Source organism: Colidextribacter sp. OB.20, from assembly GCF_009911595.1.
Lineage (GTDB): Bacteria > Bacillota > Clostridia > Oscillospirales > Oscillospiraceae > Lawsonibacter.
The window spans coordinates 43914-68784 of record NZ_QWKG01000016.1; the positions used below are offsets into that span (position 1 = coordinate 43914).

The following is a 24871-nucleotide window of genomic DNA, read 5'->3' on the forward strand; positions in this document are numbered from 1 at the left end:
GGGGCTTATCCCATTTGCAGGGTCTCCTCCCACAGGAAAAATTCTTCCAGCTTCTCCACCGCCCGCCGGGGGTCTCGGGTCATCTCCTCCCCCAGCGTCTCCGGTCCCTCCTCCCTCCAGCGGTAGAGGTGGACCCGAAAGGCGGCGGTGCGCATGTCCTCGCCGGACCAGTCCTCCAGGTCCAGGCAGAGCGCAGGCTCCTTGCTGACAAACATCGCAATATCCCGTTCCCAGTGGAACTGCGGGCGTTCCCTCTCTGGGGCCAGAAATTTTGCCAAAAAGTCCGGCTGAAGGTAGTCGCAGTCAAAGGTGTTCCAGGCCGCCTCCCACCCCGCTGGAATTTTTAATGGGACAAAATCCACCGGCACAGGAGGCCGGGACGGCTCCAGCTGCCGGAAATGGCGGGTGCCCAGGCACTGCCGCTCCGCCTCCCACAAACCGGCAATCCAAGTCCGATCCTCTTCCCGCCAGCAGCTCGGGCTGGACATAGCCTGGAACAGAGACAGCTTTTCCGGCAAAGCCTCCAGCGCCTGGACGCAGCACGCCGCCAGCTGCCGGCGCTCCCCAATTTTAGGCGACACCGTGAGGGTCAGGCAGCATCCCGCCTTCTCCCGTCGAAGGCAGAGAGACAGATCGTAGTCCTGATACCGATGCCAGCTTTTTTGCTCCCGGTGCTGAAAGCCAAGCTCCAAGCCCTCTGCCTGGTCATTTTTCCATACCGTCCAGCTGGTGTGCAGGGGAATTGAAAAAAGTTCCATTATAGGAGTTCCTCCAACAAAACCCGCGCCTTCTGAGAAAATTCTTCCGCACTGGAACAGTCGTTAATCAGAGTATAGTCACAGTTCTCAATAAAATACGCGTCCGGCTTCTGGGCCTTCACCCGAGCCCAGGCGTAGTCCTCGGAAATACCCTCCCGGGCCATAATGCGGCGTACCCGCACCTCGGGCGGGGCCAGGACGGCCACGGTCAGTTTACATAATTCTTTTATTGGGCACTCCAGCAGGGCGATGGCGTCGATGGCCGCCAGGGCTCTCCCCTGCTTTTGGTATTCCTCCGCCAGCACCTTTGTCCGGGCCACCACCGCCTCCCAGGCAATGGCATTGAGCTTCTCCAGCCGTTCAGGGGCGTGAAAAACCACCGCCCCCAGCTTCTTCCGGTCGATGGGCCCGGTATCATCCCAGAGCGGGCCAAACTCCTGCTCCAGCTTATTCTGTAAAGCGGAATCACTTTTCAGTAATTCGTGGTAGACGGCATCGCAGTCGATGACTCCGCCCCCCAGCTTTTCCACCTCCCGGAGCAAGGTGGTCTTGCCCGCCCCGGTGGGGCCGGTGATACCCAGAATAGTCATTTTTGTCGCTCCTTCGGACGTTGCGGGCCTATCAGTAATAGTCTTTCACACCCCGCATTTGAAGCCGCCGTGTCAGCTTCCGGGCCTGGACCCGGTTCCAAAACGGAACAAACAGGGAGAGCAGCGGAACGCTGCCGTCCTGTTCCAGCTCATCTGTCTGGGACAGCCTGGCCCCCCGGCAGTACCACAGGCACTGGAGTAGGTACAGCATCCCGATCCCCAGCAGCAGGCCCTTCACCCCGCCGTAGTCCAGCAGACCGTTCCGGGTAGAGATGAGACCTCCCACAATCAAAGACAGCAGCAGACCAGCGGTGGACATAAAGAGGACCGCGCCGGCCATCAGCGCCAGCCAGACCGCAGTGATCACACCCAGCGTGCTCCCATGCTCCAGCAGGGCCTCCGCTTTGTCCAGCGGGGCATCCAATTTCTCCTCCCGCAGGAGCACATCCCCCGCCAGCAGGAGCTGGGAAAACACCCACACCCAGACCACCGGCGCAGCCCTGTCCGAAATATAGTTATCCCAGAGCAGCAACTCCCCGCGGCTGCACAGGAGGGGGAGCATCAAGGCGGCCAAAAGCCTGGCCCCGCTCCCCCGCAGGCTGATCCGCCCAGTCAGGTCCAAGGCCAGCAGAATCAGGCATACCCCTGGAACAGCCCAGGCCCAGAGTCCGGGCCGCTGTATTTTGTTTAGATCTATCTCCAAAAACGTGGAAAAGATTGCGGCAACAGTGTGGGCCGCGGCGTAGGGAATCCAAAACAGGTTGCCCCAGTTCATACCATCCACCCCTTTCTGCCCTTCCAACATAACGGAAGCAACGGAAAAATGCAAGGGATTTCAGACAGTCGGTCATTTTTGGGAGATAGTCGGTCAAATCTGGATAATATGGAAGCCCGCAGCCTTGTTCAGCCGGTTGGACACAGCCAAGCCTATGCCGCCGTCATCGGGACATTGGGCCCAGATTCTTTTCACATCGGTACGGTCCATGGCCCGCAGGGCATCAAAAAGCCGCCTGGCCTGCTCGCCCTTGTCGCCAGCCGGGCCCAAAGACAGGATAGGGCCCTCCTCCTCTGCAAACAGAGGCAGGAACTCCTCAAAGCAGATTACCCCATCCCAGCGGGTGTGGGACAGACGGTTCAGAATGTAAGCGGCGCTCTGCGCCGCCTCCCCTTTTATGGCGGTAACGGGGGCCTTGGGCGCGTAGTGGCGGTACTTCATCCCCGGAGCCCGGGGCTTCTCCCCCTCCCCCATCTTCCGGGTGACAGCAGGGTCCACCGCTACCTCCCCCAGTACCTCCCGGAGTTGCTCCAGGGTAATACCACCGGGGCGCAGCAGCCGGGGCGGGTCGCAGGTCAGGTCGATAATGGTGGACTCCACCCCCACCGTGCAGGGACCTCCGTCCAGAATAGCCGGTATCTTCCCCTCCATATCCTCCAGCATGTGCCGGGCGGTGGTGGGACTGGGCCGGCCCGAGGTATTCCCCGAGGGGGCGGCGACGGGGGTCTGGGCCAGCCGGATGACGCCGCGACACAGGGGATGGGCGGGACAGCGCATCCCCACCGTGTCCAGCCCGGCGGTGACCACGTCGGGAATCACCCGGGGCCCGAAGTGGGTACAGGAGCACACCGGGCCATTTTTCAGCTCCTCCAGCTCCTGGGAGGTGCGTTTTTTGCATCGGAGGACCATGGTCAGCGGCCCAGGCCAGAACCGCCCCGCCAGTCGGTAGGCCGTGTCCGGAATGTCCTCGCAGTACCGCTCCAGCCAGGACGCCTCCGGGATGTGGAGGATCAGCGGGTTATCCTGGGGCCGGCCCTTGGCCTGAAAGATGGCCCGGACCGCCACAGGGTTCAGTCCGTCCGCTCCCAGGCCATAGACCGTCTCGGTGGGGATGCCCAGCAGGCCGCCCCCCCGGATGATCTCCGCCGCCTGGGAGAACTGGCTTTCACTCAGAAGTTGTGTTTTCATCTCAAAATCAGCTCCGCCAGCTCCTCCGGGGTCTGGACCAGATGGTCCGCCCCCTCCGCCTCCAGCTCCTGGCGGGTACGAAAGCCCCACAGTACCCCGCAGCTGACAAGTCCGCCGTTTTTGGCGGTGCGGATGTCCACATTGCTGTCCCCCACAAAGAGGGTATCCCCGGGCGCGGCCCCCATCTCCCCCATCAGCCTGTGGAGCAGGGTGGGGTCGGGCTTGGTGGGCACGCCGTCAACCGCCCCCTGGGCGTAGGCGAACACACCGGGAAAATAGCCCTCAATGATGCCGGGCACGATGGCATGCGCCTTGTTGGACAGGACAGCCAGCGTCAGCCCGGTCCCCTTCAGCCGCTCCAGCAGCTCCCGGATGCCGGGATAGGGGGCGGTTTTGTCCTCCTTGTGGGCACTGTAGTAGGGCATGAACTCGTCCAAAACGGCCCGAATCCCCTCCGGAGTCCGCTGGCTCTCCGGGGAGAAGCGTTCGGCCAGCCTGGTCATGCCGTTGCCCACGAAATATTTGAACTCCTCCACCGTGTGGGTGGGCCAGCCGTGGTTCCGGCACACCCAGTTGCCAGCGTCCGCCAGATCGTCGATGGTGTTCAGAAGGGTGCCGTCCAGGTCGAAAATGACATTTTTAAACATGCTGTTCTCCTTTATGTAGGGCGTGACCACTGGGCACGCCGTCTCAATCACACGGCGGGCCGGGTCGTCCCACCCTACACGCCCCTACTCGTAAATTCCGATCTCCATGCAGCCGATTTCTACTGTGGTGTCCCTGGGGAACTCTGTCCGCTGGAGGTAGGCCTTCACCGCCACCTGAGCGTGCTTGGGGTTGACCCGTTCCTCCTCCAGGTCCAGGTCGATGCGCCCAGCCTCGCCGCCGCAGACCGAGCCCACGTCCTCCAGCACCTCGTTCAGCTCCCCAACCACATCGTGCAGGTCCTTCCCCTCAGGGAGAGCTTTGTAATGAATATACATTTCCATTTTACTTTTCTCCTTTTGATATCATTGTCGGGGCGGCTGCAGGCCGCCCTCATCCCTGCTCCTTCAGCAGCTCCGCCTGGTGGTCGGCGGCCAGAGCGTCGATAATCTCGTCCAGAGCCCCGTCCATCACCTGGTCGATTTTGTACAGCGTCAGGCCGACGCGGTGGTCGGTAACCCGCCCCTGAGGAAAATTGTAGGTGCGGATACGCTCGTTGCGCATCCCGGAGCCCACCTGACTGCGCCGCCGCGCGGTGTACTCGCTGGAAATTTTCTCCTGCTCTGTCTCATACAGCCGGGAGGCCAGCAGCCGCATGGCCTTGTCACGGTTCTGAAACTGGCTTCTCTCCTGCTGGCACTCCACCACGGTGCCGGTAGGCCTGTGGATCAGCCGCACGGCGGAGGAGGTCTTGTTCACATGCTGGCCCCCCGCCCCGGAGGAGCGGAACACCTGCATCTCGATGTCCGCCGGATTGAGCTGGACGTCCGCCGTCTCCATCTCGGGCAGGACAGCCACCGTCACCGTGGAGGTGTGGACCCGGCCCCCGGATTCCGTCTCGGGCACCCGCTGGACCCGGTGAACGCCGCTTTCAAACTTGAACCGGGACCAGGCCCCGTCTCCCTCTACTGTAAAGACGATCTCCTTTACGCCGCCCAGCTCGGTCTCGCTGGCGGAATCCACCTCCACGTGCCACCCCTTGGACTCGGCAAACATGGAGTACATCCGGAACAGGGAGTGGGCGAACAGGGCGGCCTCCTCCCCGCCCACTCCGGCGCGGATCTCCACAATGACATTTTTGCTGTCGTTGGGGTCCTTGGGCAGGAGCAGAATTTGCAGTTCCCGCTCCAGCCGGGGCAGCTCGTCCAGCGCAGCCTGATACTCCTCCTGGGCCAGCTCCCTCATCTCCGGGTCGGCCATCAGCTCCTCCGCCTGATCCCGGGCGTCCAGGGCCTTCCGATAGGCCCGGAAGGCGTCCACCAGGGGCTGGAGCTCCGCCTGCTCCTTATTCAGACGGGCCACCAGCTCTGGGTCGGCATAGGTCTCCGACGCCCCCAGCCGGGCCTCAATCTGGGAGTATTTTGCCTCAATGGCGTTGAGCTTATCAAACATGGAATCACCTGTCCAACACAAAAGATTTCACCAGGGCGATGGGCTCCCGGATGTACATTTTCAGCCGCGTGGGGACGTGGCTGGAGGGGGCGGACAGAACGGAGATGTTCTCAAATCCGACCCGTCCGGCCAGCATTTTCGCACGGGCCAGGTGGAAGCCGTTGGAAACAATAATGACGCCGTCCTTGAGGGCATACCCTGCCTCCTCAAGATGCCTGGCAGAGTAGGTCAGATTCTGCCATGTATTGACAGAAAGGGTCTCCTGAATGATATTTTCCCGGGCAAAGCCGTGCTCCACCAAGTAGTCCACCATGCCCTGGGCCTCGGTAGTGGGCTCGTTCTCCCCCTGGCCGCCGGAGACCACCACAGTGATGTCCGGGTGGTCCTCCAGGTATTCCAGCGCCTTGTCCAACCGGTCCCGAAGCATGATGGACGGCCCCCAGTCGTGGAGCTGGCAGCCCAGGATCACCATGGCCTTGGGGTCGCCCTTCACATCGTCCCGGGCGCCGGACAGCACCTGCCCCAGCAGAATGGCGAAGCATAGACAGCCCGCCGCCGCCAGGACCACCAGTGCTTTAAGCAGCCAATGGCGTCTGCGCCCCTTATAGCTGACGATCTCGATCTTTGATTTCTGATCGCTCATCCCCGTGCCTCCTCCAGGTCCGCCGCCAGCCCTTCCCAGACAGCATACAGATGGGCAAGCTCATCCTCCAGGGCCTCCCGCTGCGCATAGAGCTCCTGGAGCTTCAAATAATCTGCCGACGCCTCCTGAATGGCCTGCTCCAGGTCATACATCCGCTCCTCAGCGGCCCCCACCGCCCGCTCGGCGGCGTTGACCTGCTTCTCCAGCTCCTTGGTGCCGCCGGGGCGCTTGGGTTTGTCCTTTTTCTCAGGCGGTTCGGCCTTTGAGGACGGCGCGCCGGGGTCGTCGCGCCCCACAGCCAGCTTTCCCCTCTCCTTGGCGGACAGGTACTCCTGATAGGTGCCCTTGAAGTCGGTGATTTTCCCGTTTTCCAGCATCCAGATGCGGGTGGCGAAGCGGTCGATAAAGTAGCGGTCGTGGGAGACGAAGAGCAGATTGCCCTCGTAGTCCTCCACCGCCTCCTCAATCCACTCCCGGCTCTGGATGTCCAGGTGGTTGGTGGGCTCGTCCAAAATGAGGAGGTTGATCTTGCTGTCCATGAGCATACACAGCCGCAGACGGGACTGCTCCCCGCCGGACAGGGCGGACACCGGCTTAAATACATCCTCCCCCCGGAACTTGAAGGAGGCCAGCCGGTTCCGGGCGGTCTGGGCGGTGCAGTCCAGGTCATAGAGCATGGTATCCACCAGGGTGCGCTCCGGGTGGTCAAAGTGAATAATCTGTGGCAGGTAACCCACCTTTACAGTTGGCCCCTTCCTAAGCTTTCCGCCGTCTGGCTCCTCCTCACCCATGATAATTTTGATGAGGGTGGACTTGCCAGCGCCGTTGTCACCCAGCAGGGCGATGCGCTCGCCCCCCTCCACCTCCAGGCTGACCCCCTCGAACAGCTTCCGCTCTCCGAAGGACTTATCCAGGTTCTTGATGGACAGCACCTCGTCCCCCCGGAACTCCCTCTCTCCGAAGCGGACCTCCATTTTCCGGTCCTTTTTGGGCTTGTCGGTGGTGCGGATGCGCTCAATGCGCTTCTCCATGGACTGGGCCCGCTTGAAAATCTTGTCGTTGCCCGAGTAGGCCCAGATGCGCAGCTGCTCCGCCGCCTTCTCCAGCTGCTGTATCTTGGCCTGCTCCTTTTCGTACTGTTTCAGCTTCTCCTCGTACCGCCGCTCCTTCTCCACGGCGTAGAAGCTGTAGTTTCCCGAATAGAACTCCGCCTTCCCCTCCTGGATTTCCACCACCCGCCGGACCACCTTGTCCAAAAAGTAGCGGTCGTGGGAGACGGCCAGGACAGTGCCCTTGAATTTTTCCAGGTAGCCCTCCAGCCACTCGGTGGCCCGCAGGTCCAGGTGGTTGGTAGGCTCGTCCAGCAGGAGGATATCGGTGTCCTCCAGGATAAGCCGGGCCAGGTTGACCCGGGTCTTTTCCCCGCCGGACAGCTTGTCGAAGAGCTGCTCCCGCATGGCCTGAGGGATGGACAGGCCGTTGCACACCTTGTTTTTGCTGGTGTCTGTCTCATAGCCTCCCCCGGCCTGAAAGGCAGCGGACAGCTTGTCGTATCGAGACAGTAAAGCGGAATCACTTTCCCCCTCCGCCATCTGCTGGGACAGCCGGGTCATCTCCTCCTCCATCCGCCGGAGGGGGGCGAAGGCATCGTCCAGCACGTCCTCCACGGTGTAACCCGCCGGGAAAACGGGAATCTGGGAGATGAGGCCCAGCCGCTTGTCCGGCGCGATGACCACATCTCCCTCGTCGGCATGGACTGCCCCCGTGAGGATGCGCAGGAGGGTGGTCTTGCCGCAGCCGTTGGGCCCCAGCAGGCCTACCCGCTCCCCCGCGTCCACCTGAAAGGTCAGTCCGTCCAATATTTTCTTTCCGACCTCGAACTCCTTTACGACGCCGGATACCGATATATCTATCATTGCTCGGGTCCTCGCTTGTAAAATCTTTCGTCCCCCGCAGGGAAAGCCTCCCTTCGCAAAAGGGAGGTGGCATTTGCGGAGCAAATGACGGAGGGTTTTCCTTTCCTGAAATGTATCTGCCTTTGCTTAGGAGAAAAACCCTAGTCAGCTTCGCTGACAGCCCCCTTCACAAGGGGGCCTTTGGGTGCCCTCTAGGGCGTGTCCGTCCGCCCGGTCAAATAATCGAGGCTGACGTCAAAAAAGTCGGCCATCCTGATTAGTGTCGTCATCTGTGCTTCCCGTTTTCCATACTCATAATCCTGATAGACACGGGAGGAGACACCAATCTCTTTTGCTAATGCAACCTGAGATACTTTTTTGCTCTTTCGGAGATGGTGTAAACGTTCCGAAAATACAGACATTTTTTCACCGTCCCTCTTGACACGTTGAAATTCACGTGTTATTATAAAACTATGTTAAAATTATCGCAATATAATTTGAGGAGGAAATTTCATGGAATCCTTATTTGAGGTGCTCTACCAATACGCCGTGGAAAACTGCTGCACCACGCTCTCTCCGGAGGACCGGGAGGAACAGGAGCGGTGTGATGACATGCTGTGTCATGCCATGGAGCAGCTGACCACCCAGGGGTGCGGCGATCTGGCCCGGCAAGTGGAGGACGGCGCGAAGTCCCTGGCCTGGCTGGGCCAGCGCAGCCTGTTCCGGGCGGGGCTGGCCATTGGGCTGGAATTGAACCGGCTGTAACGCTACGCCTCTTCTGTCAGCTCCAACAGCTTGGCGGTGAGCTCCTCCAGCTTCATCCCCCGGGAGGCCTTCACCAGAATGGTGCTGTCCGGGCGGATCACCCGGGGCAGGACGCCCTTGGCCTCCTCCCGGGTATTGCAGTGGATGACCTGGGAGACGCCGCTGTCCCGGGCGCCCTGGGCAATATGTTCGGCCAGCTGTCCCACCGCCAGCAGGCAGTCGATATGAGCCGTGCCCAGGCACTCCCCCACGCCGCTGTGGAGGGCGGGCGCGAAGGGCCCCAGCTCCAGCATATCCCCCAAAATGGCCGTCTTATAGCTGCCCTGACTGTCCGCCAGCACGCTGACGGCCGCCCGCATGGACTGGGGGTTGGCGTTGTAGGTGTCGTCCAGAATGGTGATGCCCTCTCCCCGGTGGAGGATATTCATCCGCATCCGGGTGGGGACGAACTGGCCGATGCCCTCCTCAATCTGGTCGGGAGTCAGGCCAAACCGCTCCCCTACCGCCACGGCGATGAGGGTGGGGTAGATCATGTGCTCCCCCAGGGCGGGAATCTTTACTTCCCGGTCCATACGGGGGGTGGTCAGACGGCAGTGGATATGGCTGACGCCGTCGCCTCCGGTGACCTGGGCCCGGAAGTCACAGCCCTCCCCCTGACCGCAGTAGACGGCCGGGACGGGAGTTTTGCCCCTCAGGCTGTTCAGCAGGGGGTCGTCCCCGTTGAGGACCACCAGACCGTCCCTCCTGATGTGGGGCAGCATCTCACATTTGGCCTTCAGGATATTCTCCCGGCTGCCCAGACGCTCGATATGGGCGTCTCCAATGTTGGTAATCACCCCTACGTCGGGCCTGACAGCTCCGGCCAGGTAGTCGATCTCCCCGGGACGGTCCATGCCCATCTCCAGCACGGCGATCTGGTGGCTGGCGTCCAGCTCCAGCAGGGTCAGGGGCAGGCCGATGGTGTTGTTGTGGTTGCCCTCAGTTTTGAGCACCTTGTATTTGGTGCCCAGCACAGCGGCCAGCATATCCTTAGCGGTAGTCTTGCCCACACTGCCCGTCACCCCCACAAAGGGGATGTCGAACCGGCCCCGATACCAGGCGGCCAGATCCCGCAGCGCACGCTGGGGGTTCTCCACCTTAACGTAAAACTTTCCCGGCAGGTAGCTGTCCCGCTCCCCGGCGGTGAGGCAGCCCGCCGCCCCCGCCTCCAGGGCGGGGCCGATATAGGCGTGGCCGTCGAAGCGCTCCCCCGCCAGGGGGATGAACAGGGCTCCGGGGTGGATGGACCGGCTGTCCGTGTCCACGCCGGTAATGGGGGCGTTTGGGTCGTCAAAGCTGCCCAGCAGCGTCCCGTGCACCGCCTCCAGCAGCTGGCCCAGTGTGATGGTCTCCATTTACCGTCCCTCCTTGCGGGCCTCCAGGGATTTCTGGATGATGGTATCGCAGAGCTTTCCGTAGTCAATGCCCGCCGCCGCCGCCTCCTGCGGCACCAGGCTGGTGGGAGTCATACCGGGCAGGGTGTTGATCTCCAGGAAATACGGGGTGCCGTCCGGCGTGACGATGAAATCCGCCCGGGCGTAGACCGACAGGCCGATGGTCTCAAACACTGTGAGGGCCGCCTCTCCCAGCGCCTTCTCCCAGTTGTCCGGGATGCGGGCGGGGCACACCTCGTGGGCCGCGCCGGGCTGATACTTGTTGGCGTAGTCGTAGAAGCCGGTCTTGGGGATGATCTCGATGGATGGCAGAGCCCTGCCGTCCAGCACCGCCACCTGGATCTCCCGGCCCTGAATATATTCCTCAATGACGGTCCGGCCTCCCAGCTTGGCGTTCTCAGCCAGGGCCGTCAGCAGCTCCGCCTTGTTTTTGGCGATGTAGACCCCGATGGAGGAGCCGCTGGCAATGGGCTTTACCACCACAGGGGGCTTGATCCGCCCGGCCAGCTCCTCCACATTCTCCTCTGTGACGGTGACCGTCTCCCATCTCGGCGTCTTGACCTTTCCAGCCACCAGCCGCTTGGTCATGTCCTTATCCATGGCCACGGCGGAGCCCAGACAGCCCGAGCCGGTGTATGGCACCCCCAGCAGGTCCAGGGCGGCCTGGATGCGGCCGTCCTCCCCGCAGGCGCCGTGAAGAGCCAGATAGACAATATCCGCGTCCTTGCACATCTCAAAGACGCCCTGCCCAACGGCGGAGGGGTCCTGATTCCCCCGGCGGGCGCGCACCGCCTCCAGGTCCGGGGCCTCCCGGGCCACCCGCTTATAGGACTCCGGAATGGGCGCCACATACAGATTATTTCCGTTCAGCGCACCATCCAGGCCGTAAAAGAGGTCCATCATGGCCGCCTGATGGCCCCGATTGCGCAGGGCCTCACACACCATGGCTCCTGAGGACAGAGAAACGTTGCGTTCCGGGCTCAGCCCGCCGGCCAATACTAATATTTTCATAGCTACCTCACTTTTCTGCTTTCCAACCCATGTGGACACAACAAGCACATTATATCATGAATAAGATATTCTATCACATTCCCACATAATACTCAACCCGGAGAAGAAAATTTTTCCTTCCATTTGACAATTGCTCCATTTTCCTGTATGATAGTTCCCGCAGTAAGCTGGACAGCCGCGCGGGCGGGGCGAAAGGCCCGCCTGTGAGGAAAGTCCGGGCTCCGCAGGGCAAGGATAACGGGTAACACCCGCCGGGGGCGACCCTAGGACAAGTGCAACAGAGATATACCGCCCCCGCTTCCCTCTCGGAAGCGGGAGCAAGGGTGGAAAGGCGAGGTAAGAGCTCACCCGATGGCGTGTAAAAGCGCCCATCGCTGTAAACTCTATCCGGAGCAACGCCGTGGGAACACACACAGACCGGCCCGGTCGTGTTCAGGAGGCGGCTTGAGCGTATTGGCAACAATGCGTCGAGATAGATGGCTGTCTTAAAAGACAGAACCCGGCTTACAGGCTTACTGCACCAAAAGACCGCCGCCCATCCGGGCGGCGGTTCTATTATGCCTCTACGCTGATCTCCGGCGCCGGGGCCGGCTCCGCCGCGGCGGCGGCGTACTGCTGAACGGCGGCATCCACCGTGGTCTGGGTCTTGTCCGCCAGCTCCTGCATCTGCTGGCGCAGCTCCAGCTTGGCGGCAGACAGCTGGTCCTGAATGCGGTTGTCCATCTCCGCCTCCCGCAGATAGCCTGACTCCCGAATCACCCGCTGGGCCTGACGGCTTCTCAGCTGGTGCTTCAGCCGCTTGGCCTCCCGGGTGCGCTTCTCCTTCTCCAGCCGGGCCTGGCGTTTGGCGGACAGCCTCTCCTGGGAGAGCTCCCGCTTCTTCCGGCCCGCACGGTTCACCGCCTTTTGCAGCTGGTTGATGGCGGCCTGGATGCGGTCGGCGTTGTCAGGGTCGCTGCCTTTGGCCGCCCGCAGCTGGGCGATCTGCCGCCGGGCATAGCCGGAGGCGGCGTCCACCTCCCCCGCGCTGCGGGCCCGGGCCAGCTTGGAGTAGGCCATGATGGCGGCGTCGCCATAGCGGCGGTTCGTGGTCTTTTTCAGCATCTCGTCCCGCTTCTTCGACGCCTCTTCCGCCTTCTCCCGGGCCTCCTTCATCATCTCAACCAGCGATTTCTGGCCCTCCTCCTGCTCCTTGAGGGCATCCGCCAAGGCTTTCTGCTCCTCCTGGACCGGGGCGGCCTGCCCGGATGTGGCCTGACTCTGATAGCAGCCGCTGGCGCTTACCCCTGATATGCCCACAATATCCCCTCCTGTCCCGACTATCTGTTATATTTGATATCGGCCTGTTAGGAGAAAATCATAACAGAGCTGGTAAAAATAGCATTTCCACTGGGATACGGCTCACCATGTATCCCCCCTTTTCGCGATGAGCCAGGGCATAATCCGGCATTGAACGCCACAGCCCCTCAGCACAGTTAAGATTCGTTCCGCCTCCGCTCGGCTGAGTCCGGACAGGCAGTCCATTTCCTCCCGCTCTCTGGCATACTTGAACCTTCCCTGAGCCTCCGCCCGCGTCCTCGCCTCCGCTCCAGCCATTCCTAACGCCTTGTGCAGTCCCATTGCCAGGTACCTTTCATCCCGCTTGGGGTCTTTGAGCTGCACCCGGAACCGGGAGGTGGTTTCCAGCCTCGTTAACGTGCCCCTCTCGTCCAAATAACAGCGGGCCCAAACACCGGCAAAGTCAATTTCTGTCATTCCCTCCCCGGCCTGCCGCACCCGTTCAGGATATCGTTTCACAAATTCCTCATAGGTCAGATCCAAAAAGAACACATAGGGCCCAAAGGCAGACAGGTCCACCGCAAAGCTGTCGTCCTCCCGGCTGACCCACTCCAGACCTGGGATTTCGCCCCGCTCCAGAATGTGGCGCAAAAACCTGTCCAAGCTCCTTTTATTCAGGGACGCGCCGTTCTCCGAGATGGAGAAGCAGTAGACCGCCCGCTCCTCAATCTGCCGTTTCAGGGCCTCGGCCCGGCCCGCCCCGGCAATATACCGCTTGAACAGCGCCTTCCGGTTGACATGCTCACAGGGAGCGCAAATCCACTCCTCCGGGTGATCCGGGCAGTGGAAAAAGGGGGTCTCCTCCACCGCCATAAAATGGACGTCCCCTGGAAGGTCCCATTCCAGAGCGTTGCCGCCTATCCAGTAACTCACTTGGGTGATCTTGGCCTTACACTTGGGACAGATACCGCTCTCCTCCTGCCGGCGGGTGGTGATATAGTACATCAGCGGCTCTTTCTCGTCATAGATGGTTTGTTTCGCCAGATTGCGGCAGCAATAGCGCAGCTCTCCTGTGTTTAGAAAATCCGCCAGGCTCTCCAGCGTCACTTCCTCCGGTACTGGCTTGGGCGGGTTTTGCTTCTCCTCAAAGGCTTTGATGGCCTTTTTGGGGAACTTGAAGCCCTCTATCCCCAGCAGACCAGCGGCCTGTTCCAGATACCAGGCCCAGAACTTCATTTCCTCCACCTTCTGCTGCCCGCCGCCGGCCTCCTCGTTCCGGCCCGACCAGGCCAGGGCGGCGCACCAGGCCGTGTCCCAGTCGTAGGGGTCCAGCTCGCTGTCGTCGGCGCCGGCGTACCGGGGCTCCAGCAGGAACTCGTCATAATAGGGCACTATGGCCGCCCGTTCGGCGGCGATGGCGGCCATGGGCGCGGAGCTGTACCGCTCCTCCTCCGTCCTGTGCATGTAGTCGGATGCCTTCCACGCCTGGTACAGCTGATCCGCCTCAAGCTTCCCTTTCAGGCAGGCGTTGGCCTTCTTGAGAAGCTCCTGGGGGCCCTTGTCCTCGCTGTCATAGGCCGACCAGACCTTCATCACCTTCTTTGCGCAGGCCAGGGCCAGCTCCGCCCGCTTTCTCAGGGGCTCGGTAAGGGTCCGGGGGCTGTCGTCCATCTCGTCCCGCTCCTCCCAGGGCCCGAGGGCCAGCCACAGCGCCCTCCGGGCGGCAAAGCTGAGGGCTCCGGTCTCAGTGACCTCCTTGACAGCCGCCTCAAATTCTGTAAAGTCCATAACCTTTCCTCCCATTGCAAAACGGGGGCCGTTCCCGGCCCCCGCGCATATTAGTCCTGATCCCAGTTGTGGTAGACGTTCTGAACGTCGTCATTCTCCTCCAACAGGTCAATGAGCTTTTCCATATTCTTGATGTCGCCCTCGTCGGTGAGCTTGACGTAGGTCTGAGGCACCATCTGCACTCCGGCCTCCAGGAAGGTATACCCCTTGGCCTCCAGGGCCTCGGTGACGGCGGCGAAGGCGTCGGGGTCGGTGTAGACCTGAAATACCTCGTCGTCGGCCTGCATGTCGTCCGCGCCGGCCTCCAGGGCGTCCATCATCACGGTATCCTCATCCAGGTCCTCGGCCTCGATGACGATCACGCCCTTCCTGTCGAAGGACCAGGACACACAGCCGGTGGCTCCCATCCCCTTGCCGTACTTGTCCATCAGGTGGCGCACCTCCGGAGCGGTGCGCTGGCGGTTGTCGGTGAGGGCCTCCACAATGATAGCCACGCCGTTGGGGCCGTATCCCTCGTAGACCACGTTCTCAAAGCTGTCGGTGTTGCCCGAGCCCAGCGCCTTGTCGATGGTGCGCTTGATGTTGTCGTTGGGCATGTTGGCCGCCTTGGCCTTGGCGATGACGGTAGCCAGCCGGGAGTTGTTGGCCGGGTCGCCGCTGCCGCCGGTCTTGACCGCCACGATCATCTCACGGGCGATCTTGGTAAAAATCTGGGAGCGCTTGGCATCCGCCGCCCCCTTGGTTTTTTGTATGTTGTGCCATTTGGAATGTCCGGACATGAATATCTTCCCCTTCTTGTGTAATAGGCGGTGGTATTATATCACTGTTTCGCCTTATTTGCAAGCCCCGGAAGCAATTTTTACGCCAATGCTGCCACTGCCCCCTCGATGGCCTCCTCCTCATCCTGCATGGCCTTGAGGGTCATCTCCAGCAGCTTGTCCAGCTCCCAGCCCAGCAGCTCTGCCCCCTTGGCGATGACATCCCGGGAGCAGCCGGCAGCGAACTTCTTGTCCTTAAACTTCTTCTTCAGAGATTTCAGCTCCATATCCGCCGTGCTCTTCGACGGCCGCATGAGAGCCGCCGCGCCAATGAGGCCGGTGAGCTCGTCGCAGGCGTAGAGTACCTTCTCCATCTCGTGCTCCGGCTTGATGTCAACACGGTGGCCCCAGCCGTGACAGGCGGCAGCCCGTATGATGGACTCCTCCACCCCGGCCTGGCGCATCAGCTCCTGGCTTTTGACGCAGTGCTCCTCGGGCCACATCTCGAAGTCCAGGTCGTGGAGCAGGCCCACCACGGACCAGAACTCCTCCTGATCCCCATGGCCCAGCTCCCGGGCGTACCAGCCCATAACGTGCTCCACCGTGATGGCGTGGCGGAGATGGAAGGGCTCCTTGTTGTACCGGGTCAGCAGGTCCCAGGCCTGAGAGCGGTTGATAGACATATTGATCTCTCCTTGTTGTTTTGTAGGGGCGCACATTGTGCGCCCCTGCATTATGACTGTATCCAGGTTCTTTTGTCAATAGGCCACCACGATGCCGCCGTCGTAGGCGTATACACTGGTAACGCCTCCGGCCTCGGTGATGAGGATATGAGCAAACCTGCACTTGGCCTCTACCATCGCTTTCACCTGAAAGGCCCGCTCCAGACAGTTGCAGTGGCAGATAGCCAGCGTCCTGCCCACATGGGCGGTGTCAGCGGCGATTCTGTCCACCATCCTGCTCAGCGCCTGCTTAATCGTCAAAGCCTGACCCAGCTTGCAGATTTCCCCCTCGGGGGTGGCGCCCATGAACAGCTTGATCTTCAGCGCCCCGGTGATAACCGCCTGGAGCTTGGTGAGCCGGCCGTTTTTCCGCAGATTTTCCAGCGACTCCAATACAAACAATGTCTGCATCTGATAGATGAACTGCTCCACCTCGGTGACCACCCGCTTGAAGGGCATTCCGGCGGAGGCCAGCCGGTGGATGGCCATGGCCACCAGAAGCTCGCCGGAGGCGGCGGAGCAGGAGTTAAACACGTGGACGTTGACCTCCGGGTGCTCCTCCTCCAGCAGCAGACGGGCCTGCTCAGCGCTGTTGTGGGAGCCGCTGAGCAGGGCAGACAGGGTGACCACATACACGTCGTCCGCCCCCTGAAATGCGTCCAGATAGGCCTGGGGGGAGGGACAGGAGGTAGATGGGGCGTCCTCGCTCTGGCGCATGGACCACAGCAGGTCAGCCTGGTCGAAGGTCTCGTCGTCAACGAAGGTACTGCCGTTGGAGCGGATGGTCAGGGGCACCTTAACAAAGACGGGGTCCTTCAGCATGGCGGGGGTCAGGTCGCAGCAGCTGTCCACTACAATTTTGAAACTCATATGCTTCAACTCCAGACGTGGTATTTTAAATTAGATTGTGACAACTAGTTTACCATACCTTTAAAGGGTTGTAAAGGGGTAGAAAAACTATTATTCATTTATCTGTACTATTGCCTTTTCAAATCGAAACATTCCACCGTCGTCATCCCTGTTCTCTGTCTCTTTTTCGTGAGGATCAGGATGCCCTTGATGAAAATACTCCACAATATGAAAGCCACAACAGTTGACATAAAAATGGATATTTCTCTTTTCAAAATAGGGCGTACAGGTTTCCCATAGTTCCGTATCGGGATGTAGCTCCTCAATCGCCCTCCAAATCGCTCTCCCGACACCTTGGCTTTGGAAACCGTACTTCACATAAAGAAAATCCAGGTGTCCACGCCGTGTGGTCCTGTCTATGACGATAATCGCACCGCCAACTATTTTCCTGTTTGCGACAGCTTTATAGGCAACAGCACCTTCTTGCATTAAAGAGAGGTCAATATCACCCTCAGGAAGTATCTCAGTAGACAAGCTCCCAAATTCGTTTTCCGCTCCTTTTTGAAAGGCTTTCCGCATATCCCTTTTAAACTCAAAAATATCCTCTACACAGACTGGAACAATAGAAATTTCCATTTTATTCCTCCTCCAGCTCTTTCAGCAGCTTCTGGTCCTCTTTGGAGGACAGGTCTAGCTTTTCGTAGAGGTCGGGCCGGCGCTGGCGGGTGCGGAGGATGGACTGCTTTCTCCGCCACTGGTCCACCTTGGCGTGGTTGCCCGACAGGAGAATGGGGGGCACCGCCCTCCCGTGCCACACCTCAGGCCTGGAGTACTGGGGGGCCTCCAGAGCTCCGTTCCAGTGGCTCTCATTCTCATAACAGGAGGGGTCGGACAGCACCCCCGGCACCAGGCGGCACACTGCGTCGGCCACCGCCATAGCGGGGATTTCGCCGCCGGTCATCACGAAGTCACCGATAGAAATCTCCTCGTCCACGCACTCCTCAATGAAGCGCTCATCGATCCCCTCATAGTGGCCACAGACCAGGATAAGCCGCTGGTAATCGTCCTTCAGCCGCCGGGCATCCGCCTGGGTGAAGGTCTTTCCCGCCGGGGACATGTAGATGGTGTGGACCCGCTCCCCCGCCTCTTGGCAGATGTGCTCCCAACACCTGTAAAGGGGATCGGCCTGCATCACCGCTCCCCGGCCTCCGCCGTAGGGGTAGTCGTCCACCTGCTTCTGTTTATTGACGGTGTAATCCCGGATCTGATGGCACTCCACCCGGATATAGCCCCGCTCCTGCCCCCGGCCCAAAACCGACTCACAGAGCATATCTCCCACCACATCGGGAAACAATGTCATAATATCAATACGGTACATGCTCGCTCCGCCTTTCCACAGTTCGAGCAATATTATACGGGATTCTCCCCTCTTTTGCAACGGATTCCGGATAAAAATACTATCGCCTTTTTGGGAAAATTATGCTATGATAGGGAACGAAAATATTTCTGCACAAAAGGGAGGCTTTACCTATGTATTGTACCCGCAATATCACCGATGACCTGATCTGGATCGGCGCCAACGACCGGCAGCACCCCGTCTTTGAGGCGGCCCACCCCGTCCCCCGTGGGATGTCTTACAACTCCTATCTGCTGCTGGATGAGAAAACAGTCCTCTTTGATACGGTGGACCGCTCCGTCCAAACCCAGTTCATGGAAAATCTGGAGCACGCCCTGGAAGGCCGGAAGCTGGACTATATCTTTGTCCACCACATGGAGCCCGACCACGCCGCCACCCTGGGCGACCTGATGCTCCGCCACCCCGAGGCCCGCATCGTGTGCAACGGGAAGGCCATCAACATGATCCGCCAGTTCCACGCCGCCGACCCCAAGGGTGCCATCCTGGTGAACGAGGGCGACACCCTGTCCACCGGCCGGCACAGCTTCACCTTTGTGGCCGCCCCCATGGTCCACTGGCCCGAGGTTGTGGTGAGTTACGACTCCACCGACAAGATTCTCTTCTCCGCCGACGGCTTTGGCTCCTTCGGGGCGCTGAACGGCGTGCTTTTCGCCGACGAGGTGGACTGGGAGCGGGACTGGCTGGATGAGGCCCGCCGGTACTACACCAACATTGTGGGCAAATACGGCCCCCAGGTGATGGCCCTGCTGAACAAGGCGGCAGCCCTGGATATCCGGATGATCTGTCCCCTCCACGGCCCGGTGTGGCGCAAGGATTTTAGCCAGATCATCGACCGCTATGTGAAGTGGGCCTCCTACGAGCCTGAGGTCAAGGGCGTCGTGATCCCCTTCGCCTCCATCTACGGCCACACTGAGACCGCCGCCAACATCCTGGCCTGCCGCCTGGCCGTGCTGGGCATCCCCGTCCAGATGCACGACGTGTCCGCCACCCACTACTCCCATGTTCTGGCCGACTGCTTCAAATACAGCCATATCGTCTTTGCCTGCCCCACCTACAACAACGGCATCTTCGACCCCATGGAGCACCTACTCCGGGATCTGGCCCACCACAACCTGCAAAACCGGAAGGTGGCCCTCATCCAGAACGGCTCCTGGGCTCCCGCCAGTGGCAAGCTGATGGCGGAAATCCTGGGTGGGATGAAGAACATGGAGGTCATTGAGGCACCTGTTACCCTCAAGTCCGCCCTGGCCCCCGGTCAGGAGGCGGAGCTGGAGGCCCTGGCCCGAGCCATTGCCGCGTCGGTGAAGGGTGAGGAGCCCGCCCCCGAGGCCGAGCCCATCCAGGACAAGCCGAAGGGCTTTGTCTGCAAAATCTGCGGCTTCATATACGAGAGCGACACCCTCCCTGAGGACTTTGTCTGTCCCATCTGCCGCCGCCCCGCCTCCGATTTCGAGCCGGTGCAGTGATGCAAAGCCGCCGTCTCTCACAAGGCGGCGGTCCGTTCGATAGAAAGCTGAAAGCCCGCCGTAAGGCGGGCTTTCTTCTGTCAGTTGGGGCTGATGGTGTAGTTGGGCGCTTCTTTGGTAATGTAGATATCGTGGGGGTGGGACTCCTTCAGGCCGGCGGCAGTAATCTGCATGAACTGTGCCTTGGAGTGCAGCTCCCCGATGTTGTGGCAGCCGGTGTAGCCCATTCCGGCCCGCAGGCCGCCCATGAGCTGGTAGATGGTCTCACCCACCCCTCCCTTATAGGGGACGCGGCCCTCCACGCCCTCGGGGACCAGCTTTTTGTTGTTCTGCTGGAAGTAGCGGTCCTTGGAGCCCTTGCTCATGGCGGCCAGAGATCCCATGCCCCGGTAGACCTTGAAGGAGCGGCCCTGGAAGATTTCCGTCTCTCCGGGGGACTCCTCACAGCCGGCCAGCAGGGAGCCCAGCATGACCACATCGCCGCCAGCGGCGATGGCCTTGGCGATGTCGCCGGAGAACTTCACACCGCCGTCGGCGATGATGGGAATGTCATACTGAGCGGCCACACAGGCAGCGTCGTAGATGGCGGTAATCTGGGGCACGCCGATGCCGGCCACCACCCGGGTGGTACAAATGGAGCCGGGCCCGATGCCGATTTTTACGCAGTCCGCACCCGCCTCGATGAGGGCGCGGCACCCGTCGGCAGTGGCTACGTTGCCGGCGATAAGCTGTACGTCCGGATACAGCGCCTTGATGCGCTTGACGGTCTCCAGCACGTTCTGGGTGTGGCCGTGTGCGGAGTCCAGGGTGAGCACGTCGGCCCCCGCCTCGGTGAGGGCGGCCACCCGGTCCAACACGTCGGCGGTGGCGCCAATGGCGGCGCCCACCAGAAGCCGGCCCTTCTCGTCACGGGCGGAGTTGGGATAGACCTCCGCCTTCTCAATGTCCTTGATGGTAATGAGGCCCTTGAGGCGGAACTCCTCGTCCACAATGGGCAGCTTCTCGATCTTGTGCTGGCGGAGAATCTCCTTGGCCTGGGCCAGAGTGGTGCCCTCGGGGGCGGTGACCAGGTTGTCCTTGGTCATCACGTGGTCGATGAGAACGGTCATGTCCGTCTCAAACTTCATGTCACGGTTGGTAATGATGCCGATGAGCCTGCCGTTGTCGCAGATGGGCACGCCGGAGATACGGAACTTGGCCATCAGCTCGTCCGCCTCGGCCAGAGTGTGGCCGGGGGCCAGCCAGAAGGGGTTGGTGATGACGCCGTTCTCGCTGCGCTTCACCATGTCCACCTGCTCGGCCTGCTGGCTGATGGACATATTCTTGTGGATGATGCCGATGCCGCCCTCCCGGGCGATGGCGATGGCCATGCGGTACTCCGTAACGGTATCCATGGCGGCGCTCATGAGAGGGATGTTGAGATGTATTTTTTTGGTCAGCCGGGTGCGAAGATCGATGTCGGCGGGCAGCACATCGCTGGCCGCGGGGATCAGCAGTACGTCGTCAAAGGTGAGGCCCTGCTTCACAAACTTCTGGGCGGCGTCTTGATTCACCATAATTCCACGTCTCCTTTTCGATATTTTATCTATTGTACCTTGTGCCTTGGGGCTTGTCAAGGCAGAAATCTCATAAGTTCAGGGAACCTGCCGCATGTAGGGCAAGGGCTCTGCCCTTGCCCTATCTTTTATCCCCTTACGGGGATAGGCAGGGGTAGAACCCCTGCCCTACAGGACGTCCCGCTCGGGCGTCTCCCCAAAATACAGCGCCGTCTCACTTTCCTCCCCTTGCCTTTTTGTCAAAATACTCCCAGATATCCTCTACACATTTTCTCAGCTCCGGCTCCTGGATAGACGCAAAAAACGGCTCCGCCGCCTTGGGCAGGGTCTCGAACTTCTGAAAGCTCCAGATCACTTCTTTTTTGTACTTCAGATCATCCGCCTTTTGATATGCGCGGATCAGCGCCTTTGTGTTTCCAGGCTCCTGCCACATGAATTTCCAGGTGGGGTCGATAGCATACCCCGCCAGCAGTTCGGAGTAAAAATTTTCGTTCCAGTCCAAAAAGTCCGAGCTGCCCTTGGGCCACATGGGAGCGCAGTCGCCATCGTAGTCCAGATAGACGACATGGCCCCGCATGGGGCCGTTGACGATCAAGAAAGCCACATAGGTGATGTCCATCCCACAGAGGCCGATGGTCCCGGGCTCCTCATACTCATGTTCGCCGTAACGCTCCTTCCACTCCGCCTCGGTCATCACCCGGGTGAGCTGCTCGGAGACATCCTGGAGGCCATCATAGCTCTCCCACTCCGATTTGAACACATCAAAGCCCGTCCCCGGTGACGCGCCGCCTCCCCCTACCTTGGTCAGGTAGTACACATAATTCTCGGGCAGCTCGATCCCCGCCCGCTTCTCAAAGGCCTCGATCTCAGACAGGGGGACGGTGGGGCTCAGCTTCCAGTGATGGCGCTGTTTCGCATAGTAGTCATCTTTGTGGGCTGGGTCGGCAGCTATCTCCCGGATCATGTCCTTAATCCGGGCGCATTGAGCGATTCGTTTGGGGTCGTTCAATTCGTGCATGGTCAGTCCCTCCAGATGTCTTATTCGACGGGCGTCTCCCCAAAATACAGCGCCGTTTCAAACCGGGGTTTTCCCATGTCGTCCACCCCCCGGACAAACCGGCTGTCCCCCAGGCCGCTGGTCTGGATGGTGAGCACCTCCCCGGGGCGGCACTCGGCCAGATAGCCGATCTGCATCTCGGCCAGGTAGCGGTCCTCGGGCAGGGACTCCATCCCCACGGCGTCGCAGGCAAAGTCGGCGTAGCGGGTGTTGTTCACGTGGCCGTTCAGGTCGGAGTCGCTGTACCGCATGGGGCGGCGCTCCGCCTCGTGGAGGTCCCCGGGCTGGCGGAGCTTTGCCAGGGTCATGGTCTTGCACAGCTCGCCGCCCCCGGTGCCGGTGAGCTCTGGGATGGCGGACAGCCGCATAAGCCTGCGGCTGTTCACGTCGGCCAGCACCCAGGCGGACACCGACTCCCCCACCAGCTGGCCGTTGGCCAGGATGTCATAGTCCCGATACATGATGGCCCCTTTTCCTCCCCGGTGCCAGGTGCGGATGGTCAGCCTGTCCTCATACCGCAGGGGCCGGGACAGGCAGTACCAGGACCGGGCCAGCATCCAGAAGGCTCCGTACTGCTGGATGAGAGTTTCCCGGGAAAAGCCCCCGTCCTCCGCCGCCAGGGTAGCGGCGTTTTGCAGGTGATTCAGCAGGGCCGAGGCCTTGCACTGGTTCCGGCCGTCCACATCCAGGCCGTTTAAGCGAATTTCATACTCAAATAACATGCTCATTTTTCCTTGCCTCGAATCAAAATTGAAGTTTTGCAGCACAGGTCGTCGATGTCGTCGGCGGTGGCCGCCGGGATGCGGTATTTTCCGCCGCAGTCCTGGCAGTACAGGTCCACCGAGCTGAAATGGACGTCAAAGCCCCACCGTTTGCTGCCGCAGGTGCAGGAGATGTCCCCCCGGGCGGCGATGTCCCGCAGCTCGGAGAGAATCTCCTCCATGACGATCTCGTCCAGAAAGGCCCCGTTATCGGCGGCGTCCTCCCCCAGCTTGTCCACCGCTTGCTCCAGCCGGGCGGTGGCAGCGTAGACCGGGCCCTCCTCCCCCACATAGCAGCAGTCCAGCCCGGAGGCGGCGCAGGAGAAGGCCAGGGCCTTCTCCCGGATGAAGGCCCGGGAGGAGCAGGACACCGTGTGCTCCCGGCCGCAGAACAGGCAGGGCACCGTCAGCTGGACCAGGTTGGGCTTGAACTCCACCCCCAGCTCCGACTTGCCGCAGGGACATCTCACATGGGCCGGGGCCGCCGCCAGGGAGAACAGGTCCCGCTCCACGATCACCGACTGCGTGCAGTGGGGACAGATATAGGATAAAAACCGCTTCGTGTCTTGTACCATATCAGTTGCTCCTTACCCGGCTGACCGCCTCATGCCAGCCTTTTAACAGCCTTTCCCGTTCCTTCTCTTCCATAGCGGGCTGATACAGCCGGTCTATGGTCCAGCTCCGCCAGATGTCCTCCAGACTTCCCCACACGCCGGTGGCCAGTCCCGCCAGATAAGCCGCCCCCAGAGCGGTGGTCTCCCGAATCTTGGGCCGGTACAGGGGGCGGTCCACGATATCCGCCTGGAACTGCATCAGGAAATTGTTGGCCGAGGCCCCGCCGTCCACCCGCAGCTCCCGCAGGGGGATGCCGGTATCCTCCTCCATGGCGCGCAGGACGTCGGCGGTCTGATAGGCGATGGACTCCAGGGCCGCCCGGATGATGTGGTTGCGCCCCGCCCCCCGGGTCAGGCCCAGGATGGCGCCCCGGGCGCTCATGTCCCAGTAGGGGGCGCCCAGCCCGGTGAAGGCGGGCACCATATACACCCCGGCGGTGTCGGGCACCTTTTGGGCAAAATACTCGGTGTCGGCCGACTCGGAGATGAGCCCCAGCTCATCCCGGAGCCACTGGACCACCGCCCCGCCCACAAAGATGCTGCCCTCCAGGGCATACTGCACCCTTCCGTTCAGGCCAATGGCGATGGTGGTGAGCAGGCCGTTTCTGCTCACAAAGGGGGTCTCCCCCGTGTTCATCAGCAGGAAGCAGCCGGTGCCGTAGGTGTTCTTGGCCTCCCCCGGCTTGAAGCAGGTCTGGCCGAATAGGGCGGCCTGCTGGTCTCCGGCAATGCCGGCGATGGGCACCTCCACCCCCTGGATGTTCACTGTCCCGTAAATTTCGCTGGAGGACCGGACATCCGGCAGAAGGTTCATGGGAATGCCCAGTTTTTCACAGATACCCTCGTCCCATTGCAGGCTCCTGATGTCGTAGAGCATGGTCCGGCTGGCGTTGGTCTGGTCGGTGACGTGGACTGCCCCGTTGGTGAGCTTCCAGATCAGCCAGCTGTCCACCGTGCCGAAGCAGAGCTTTCCCGCCTCCGCCTGTTTCCGCACCCTGGGGACGTTGTCCAGAAGCCACTTGATCTTGGTGGCAGAGAAGTAGGCGTCGATGAGCAGGCCGGTGCGGTCCTTCACGTAGTCCACAAATTCCGGGTCCTGTTTCAGCGCTTCACACAGCCCGGCCGTGCGCCGGCACTGCCACACAATGGCGTTGTACACCGGCCTGCCCGTCTCCCGGTCCCATAGGATGGTGGTCTCTCTCTGGTTGGTGATGCCCACACCTGCCAGCTCCCGGACATCCACCCCGCTCTGGGCCAGCACCTCCATGAGAACGCCGTACTGGCTGGACCAGATCTCCATGGGGTCGTGCTCCACCCAGCCGGGCTGGGGATAGAGCTGGGTAAACTCCTTCTGGGCCATCGCGATGATGTTCTGCTCCCGGTCGAACAGAATACAGCGGCTGCTGGTGGTCCCCTGGTCCAGAGCGGCGATGTAGCGCTTTTCCATAAT

At 61.0% G+C, this 24871-nt stretch carries 26 protein-coding genes and 1 other RNA gene; 3 read left to right on the forward strand and 24 right to left on the reverse strand.

The window, feature by feature from the left end:
* Positions 1-5: 5 nt before the first annotated feature.
* The 10 genes from D1641_RS05140 to D1641_RS05185 all read right to left on the reverse strand — a co-directional run bounded on the left by D1641_RS05140 (position 6) and on the right by D1641_RS05185 (position 8368).
* Positions 6-758, reverse strand: a complete 753-nt coding sequence (locus D1641_RS05140) for a hypothetical protein (RefSeq protein WP_160663346.1) — start codon at positions 756-758, stop codon at positions 6-8.
* On the reverse strand, positions 758-1348 hold the full coding sequence (gene coaE / locus D1641_RS05145; RefSeq protein WP_160663348.1) for a dephospho-CoA kinase: 591 nt from the start codon (positions 1346-1348) through the stop codon (positions 758-760). The genes D1641_RS05140 and coaE overlap by 1 nt, the downstream gene beginning before the upstream one ends.
* A 31-nt stretch (positions 1349-1379) precedes the next feature.
* A complete protein-coding gene (locus D1641_RS05150) occupies positions 1380-2123 on the reverse strand; it encodes a hypothetical protein (protein WP_160663350.1) in 744 nt (247 codons plus the stop codon).
* Between the two features lie 93 nt (positions 2124-2216).
* Positions 2217-3311 carry an L-threonylcarbamoyladenylate synthase gene (locus D1641_RS05155; protein ID WP_160663352.1) on the reverse strand — a complete coding sequence of 365 codons (1095 nt, stop codon included), beginning with the start codon at positions 3309-3311 and terminating at the stop codon, positions 2217-2219.
* Positions 3308-3958 (reverse strand): HAD family hydrolase, encoded by a 651-nt coding sequence (locus D1641_RS05160; RefSeq protein WP_160663354.1) that lies wholly within the window; start codon positions 3956-3958, stop codon positions 3308-3310. The genes D1641_RS05155 and D1641_RS05160 overlap by 4 nt, the downstream gene beginning before the upstream one ends.
* Positions 3959-4042: 84 nt before the next feature.
* A complete protein-coding gene (locus D1641_RS05165) occupies positions 4043-4300 on the reverse strand; it encodes a hypothetical protein (protein ID WP_160663356.1) in 258 nt (85 codons plus the stop codon).
* A 49-nt stretch (positions 4301-4349) separates the two neighbouring features.
* The gene (gene prfA / locus D1641_RS05170) at positions 4350-5408 is read right to left on the reverse strand and encodes a peptide chain release factor 1 (RefSeq protein WP_160663358.1); all 1059 of its coding nucleotides are present in this window, start codon (positions 5406-5408) and stop codon (positions 4350-4352) included.
* A 4-nt stretch (positions 5409-5412) separates the two neighbouring features.
* Positions 5413-6051 carry a YdcF family protein gene (locus D1641_RS05175; RefSeq protein WP_160663360.1) on the reverse strand — a complete coding sequence of 213 codons (639 nt, stop codon included), beginning with the start codon at positions 6049-6051 and terminating at the stop codon, positions 5413-5415.
* Positions 6048-7967, reverse strand: coding sequence for a ribosomal protection-like ABC-F family protein (gene abc-f / locus D1641_RS05180; RefSeq protein WP_160663362.1), 1920 nt, complete (start codon positions 7965-7967; stop codon positions 6048-6050). Before abc-f ends, D1641_RS05175 begins: the two co-directional genes overlap by 4 nt.
* A gap of 191 nt (positions 7968-8158) precedes the next feature.
* Positions 8159-8368 carry a helix-turn-helix transcriptional regulator gene (locus tag D1641_RS05185; RefSeq protein WP_160663364.1) on the reverse strand — a complete coding sequence of 70 codons (210 nt, stop codon included), beginning with the start codon at positions 8366-8368 and terminating at the stop codon, positions 8159-8161.
* A gap of 91 nt (positions 8369-8459) precedes the next feature.
* Between D1641_RS05185 and D1641_RS05190 the strand changes: the two genes are divergently transcribed.
* On the forward strand, positions 8460-8711 hold the full coding sequence (locus D1641_RS05190) for a hypothetical protein (protein WP_160663366.1): 252 nt from the start codon (positions 8460-8462) through the stop codon (positions 8709-8711).
* Between the two features lie 2 nt (positions 8712-8713).
* Here the strand turns inward: D1641_RS05190 and murF are convergent, their stop codons facing one another.
* Entirely contained in the window at positions 8714-10105 is a 1392-nt protein-coding gene (gene murF / locus D1641_RS05195; RefSeq protein WP_160663368.1) for a UDP-N-acetylmuramoyl-tripeptide--D-alanyl-D-alanine ligase, read from the reverse strand.
* Entirely contained in the window at positions 10106-11155 is a 1050-nt protein-coding gene (locus tag D1641_RS05200; RefSeq protein WP_160663370.1) for a D-alanine--D-alanine ligase, read from the reverse strand.
* 159 nt (positions 11156-11314) lie between these two features.
* Here D1641_RS05200 and rnpB point away from each other — a divergent pair.
* An RNA gene (rnpB, locus tag D1641_RS05205) (RNase P RNA component class A) lies at positions 11315-11678 on the forward strand.
* Between the two features lie 32 nt (positions 11679-11710).
* On the opposite strand, the gene D1641_RS05210 is transcribed toward rnpB, so the two are convergent.
* The 7 genes from D1641_RS05210 to trmD form a co-directional block, all read right to left on the reverse strand.
* Complete coding sequence (locus D1641_RS05210) at positions 11711-12454, reverse strand: hypothetical protein (RefSeq protein WP_160663372.1); 744 nt, start codon at positions 12452-12454, stop codon at positions 11711-11713.
* A gap of 102 nt (positions 12455-12556) precedes the next feature.
* On the reverse strand, positions 12557-14221 hold the full coding sequence (locus D1641_RS05215) for an Imm5 family immunity protein (RefSeq protein ID WP_160663374.1): 1665 nt from the start codon (positions 14219-14221) through the stop codon (positions 12557-12559).
* A gap of 50 nt (positions 14222-14271) precedes the next feature.
* Positions 14272-15000, reverse strand: a complete 729-nt coding sequence (locus D1641_RS05220) for a YebC/PmpR family DNA-binding transcriptional regulator (protein WP_160663376.1) — start codon at positions 14998-15000, stop codon at positions 14272-14274.
* 80 nt (positions 15001-15080) lie between these two features.
* A complete protein-coding gene (locus D1641_RS05225; RefSeq protein ID WP_160663378.1) occupies positions 15081-15662 on the reverse strand; it encodes a hydrolase in 582 nt (193 codons plus the stop codon).
* A gap of 75 nt (positions 15663-15737) precedes the next feature.
* Complete coding sequence (locus D1641_RS05230; protein ID WP_160663380.1) at positions 15738-16571, reverse strand: DegV family protein; 834 nt, start codon at positions 16569-16571, stop codon at positions 15738-15740.
* Between the two features lie 90 nt (positions 16572-16661).
* Entirely contained in the window at positions 16662-17186 is a 525-nt protein-coding gene (locus tag D1641_RS05235; RefSeq protein ID WP_160663382.1) for a GNAT family N-acetyltransferase, read from the reverse strand.
* A gap of 1 nt (position 17187) precedes the next feature.
* Positions 17188-17928, reverse strand: coding sequence for a tRNA (guanosine(37)-N1)-methyltransferase TrmD (gene trmD, locus D1641_RS05240; protein ID WP_160663384.1), 741 nt, complete (start codon positions 17926-17928; stop codon positions 17188-17190).
* A 152-nt stretch (positions 17929-18080) separates the two neighbouring features.
* Between trmD and D1641_RS05245 the strand changes: the two genes are divergently transcribed.
* Positions 18081-19433, forward strand: a complete 1353-nt coding sequence (locus D1641_RS05245; RefSeq protein WP_160663386.1) for an MBL fold metallo-hydrolase — start codon at positions 18081-18083, stop codon at positions 19431-19433.
* Positions 19434-19513: 80 nt separating this feature from the next.
* On the opposite strand, the gene guaB is transcribed toward D1641_RS05245, so the two are convergent.
* From guaB to glpK, 5 genes are all read right to left on the reverse strand, one after another.
* On the reverse strand, positions 19514-20989 hold the full coding sequence (gene guaB, locus D1641_RS05250; RefSeq protein WP_160663388.1) for an IMP dehydrogenase: 1476 nt from the start codon (positions 20987-20989) through the stop codon (positions 19514-19516).
* 214 nt (positions 20990-21203) lie between these two features.
* Entirely contained in the window at positions 21204-22007 is an 804-nt protein-coding gene (locus D1641_RS05255) for an SMI1/KNR4 family protein (protein WP_160663390.1), read from the reverse strand.
* Positions 22008-22027: 20 nt separating this feature from the next.
* Positions 22028-22774, reverse strand: a complete 747-nt coding sequence (locus tag D1641_RS05260; protein WP_201757247.1) for an acyl-ACP thioesterase domain-containing protein — start codon at positions 22772-22774, stop codon at positions 22028-22030.
* A complete protein-coding gene (locus tag D1641_RS05265) occupies positions 22771-23382 on the reverse strand; it encodes a hypothetical protein (RefSeq protein ID WP_160663394.1) in 612 nt (203 codons plus the stop codon). The genes D1641_RS05260 and D1641_RS05265 overlap by 4 nt, the downstream gene beginning before the upstream one ends.
* Before the next feature lies 1 nt (position 23383).
* Positions 23384-24868, reverse strand: a complete 1485-nt coding sequence (gene glpK, locus D1641_RS05270) for a glycerol kinase GlpK (RefSeq protein WP_160663396.1) — start codon at positions 24866-24868, stop codon at positions 23384-23386.
* Between the last annotated feature and the right edge of the window lie 3 nt (positions 24869-24871).

Bases quoted from the DNA above. Each gene is read 5' to 3' on its own strand.
- D1641_RS05140 (WP_160663346.1), bottom strand. From the start codon at position 758: ATGGAACTTTTTTCAATTCCCCTGCACACCAGCTGGACGGTATGGAAA.
- coaE (WP_160663348.1), bottom strand. From the start codon at position 1,348: ATGACTATTCTGGGTATCACCGGCCCCACCGGGGCGGGCAAGACCACC.
- D1641_RS05150 (WP_160663350.1), bottom strand. From the start codon at position 2,123: ATGAACTGGGGCAACCTGTTTTGGATTCCCTACGCCGCGGCCCACACT.
- D1641_RS05155 (WP_160663352.1), bottom strand. From the start codon at position 3,311: ATGAAAACACAACTTCTGAGTGAAAGCCAGTTCTCCCAGGCGGCGGAG.
- D1641_RS05160 (WP_160663354.1), bottom strand. From the start codon at position 3,958: ATGTTTAAAAATGTCATTTTCGACCTGGACGGCACCCTTCTGAACACC.
- D1641_RS05165 (WP_160663356.1), bottom strand. From the start codon at position 4,300: ATGGAAATGTATATTCATTACAAAGCTCTCCCTGAGGGGAAGGACCTG.
- prfA (WP_160663358.1), bottom strand. From the start codon at position 5,408: ATGTTTGATAAGCTCAACGCCATTGAGGCAAAATACTCCCAGATTGAG.
- D1641_RS05175 (WP_160663360.1), bottom strand. From the start codon at position 6,051: ATGAGCGATCAGAAATCAAAGATCGAGATCGTCAGCTATAAGGGGCGC.
- abc-f (WP_160663362.1), bottom strand. From the start codon at position 7,967: ATGATAGATATATCGGTATCCGGCGTCGTAAAGGAGTTCGAGGTCGGA.
- D1641_RS05185 (WP_160663364.1), bottom strand. From the start codon at position 8,368: ATGTCTGTATTTTCGGAACGTTTACACCATCTCCGAAAGAGCAAAAAA.
- D1641_RS05190 (WP_160663366.1), top strand. From the start codon at position 8,460: ATGGAATCCTTATTTGAGGTGCTCTACCAATACGCCGTGGAAAACTGC.
- murF (WP_160663368.1), bottom strand. From the start codon at position 10,105: ATGGAGACCATCACACTGGGCCAGCTGCTGGAGGCGGTGCACGGGACG.
- D1641_RS05200 (WP_160663370.1), bottom strand. From the start codon at position 11,155: ATGAAAATATTAGTATTGGCCGGCGGGCTGAGCCCGGAACGCAACGTT.
- D1641_RS05215 (WP_160663374.1), bottom strand. From the start codon at position 14,221: ATGGACTTTACAGAATTTGAGGCGGCTGTCAAGGAGGTCACTGAGACC.
- D1641_RS05220 (WP_160663376.1), bottom strand. From the start codon at position 15,000: ATGTCCGGACATTCCAAATGGCACAACATACAAAAAACCAAGGGGGCG.
- D1641_RS05225 (WP_160663378.1), bottom strand. From the start codon at position 15,662: ATGTCTATCAACCGCTCTCAGGCCTGGGACCTGCTGACCCGGTACAAC.
- D1641_RS05230 (WP_160663380.1), bottom strand. From the start codon at position 16,571: ATGAGTTTCAAAATTGTAGTGGACAGCTGCTGCGACCTGACCCCCGCC.
- D1641_RS05235 (WP_160663382.1), bottom strand. From the start codon at position 17,186: ATGGAAATTTCTATTGTTCCAGTCTGTGTAGAGGATATTTTTGAGTTT.
- trmD (WP_160663384.1), bottom strand. From the start codon at position 17,928: ATGTACCGTATTGATATTATGACATTGTTTCCCGATGTGGTGGGAGAT.
- D1641_RS05245 (WP_160663386.1), top strand. From the start codon at position 18,081: ATGTATTGTACCCGCAATATCACCGATGACCTGATCTGGATCGGCGCC.
- guaB (WP_160663388.1), bottom strand. From the start codon at position 20,989: ATGGTGAATCAAGACGCCGCCCAGAAGTTTGTGAAGCAGGGCCTCACC.
- D1641_RS05255 (WP_160663390.1), bottom strand. From the start codon at position 22,007: ATGCACGAATTGAACGACCCCAAACGAATCGCTCAATGCGCCCGGATT.
- D1641_RS05260 (WP_201757247.1), bottom strand. From the start codon at position 22,774: ATGAGCATGTTATTTGAGTATGAAATTCGCTTAAACGGCCTGGATGTG.
- D1641_RS05265 (WP_160663394.1), bottom strand. From the start codon at position 23,382: ATGGTACAAGACACGAAGCGGTTTTTATCCTATATCTGTCCCCACTGC.
- glpK (WP_160663396.1), bottom strand. From the start codon at position 24,868: ATGGAAAAGCGCTACATCGCCGCTCTGGACCAGGGGACCACCAGCAGC.